At 35.4% G+C, this 1,251-nt stretch carries 2 protein-coding genes; both read left to right on the top strand.

What is annotated here, in order from left to right:
* On the top strand, nucleotides 1–217 hold a 217-nt coding region (locus V7150_RS25960), incomplete at its 5' end, for a YkvA family protein (protein WP_335524073.1).
* Between the two features lie 233 nt (nucleotides 218–450).
* Complete coding sequence (locus tag V7150_RS25955; protein WP_335524071.1) at nucleotides 451–1,242, top strand: NAD-dependent protein deacylase; 792 nt, start codon at nucleotides 451–453, stop codon at nucleotides 1,240–1,242.
* Nucleotides 1,243–1,251 lie beyond the last annotated feature (9 nt).

Raw genomic sequence — 1,251 nt, 5'->3', positions numbered from 1 at the left:
GATAAAGGGAGAATACAGGGAGATACCAAAAGGTTCAATTATCATGATAATAGCTACAATCATTTATTTTGTTTCACCTGTAGATTTTATTCCAGATTTCATTGTTGGTTTAGGATTATTTGATGATGCAGCAGTTATTGGTTTTGCCATTAAACAAATTTCTAGCGACCTTGAAAAATTTAAAGATTGGAAGTTGAACAATAATTATCAAGAATAATTATTAACATTAAAGGGCTAAATCCTAAACTAAATTAATGTATTAAGTAGAGTATTGTGCAATCGATTATTAGATAGTGCTGTCTCAATTTAAAGGACAGCTTTATTCATAAATATTTTGGGGAAGTCAGTATAAAGGATATAGATATAATGGAAAAACGTTGGGATTTTATATGAAAACAAATAGAACAAGCAAATACTAATTATATTGACGGTTAACTAGGAGTGTTTAACATGGACAGCAATATAGAAATTTGTACAAACCTCATTGGAAAAGCCAAGAACATTCTCGTCCTGACAGGTGCCGGAATCAGTACAGAATCAGGAATCAAGGATTTTCGATCCAAAACCGGCGTTTATCAAATGGCGCCTGAATACGTTCTCTCTCTTGATTATTTCTTTCAACATCCTGCAGAGTTTTATCGGTTTGCCATGGAGCATCTTTATCATCCTGATGCAATTCCGAATAAGGGACATGAAATATTGGCAAAATGGGAGGTTCAAGGCAAAGTTCAACATATTATTACACAAAACATTGATGGCCTCCATCAAAAAGGTGGCAGTAAAAACGTTATTGAATTTCATGGAACAATGAAAACCTCATCCTGTTTGCATTGCGGAAAAATCTACCTAACGGAGGAAATGGTTTCTCGTATTCAAACAATGGCGGATTTTTACGTCTGTAGCTATTGTAAAACCAAAAGGGAAATGGACCGTTATATCAAACCGGATGTTGTGTTATTTGGCGATGCAGGTGAATGGTTTTCTACTAAGGGGTTTAATACAATAATTGACCTTATTGACCAGGCCGATTGTATTTTGGTGTTGGGCACAAGCCTTAAGGTTACTCCGTTCTCTACCTTCCCGCAATATAGAAGGAAGGACGTACCATTAATAATTATAAATAAAGCAGATACACCTTACGACCATGAAGCGGGAACTTATGTTATTCATGATTCAATTGGAGAATCATTGACCCAAATCGACAGAAAATTGTGTGGATCGGTAGATGTGTTTGAACGCTAAGCGATACTC

The sequence above is a fragment of the Neobacillus drentensis genome, assembly GCF_036965245.1.
GTDB classification, from domain to species: domain Bacteria; phylum Bacillota; class Bacilli; order Bacillales; family Cytobacillaceae; genus Neobacillus; species Neobacillus drentensis_G.
This window is presented reverse-complemented; position numbering and strand designations above follow the sequence as displayed.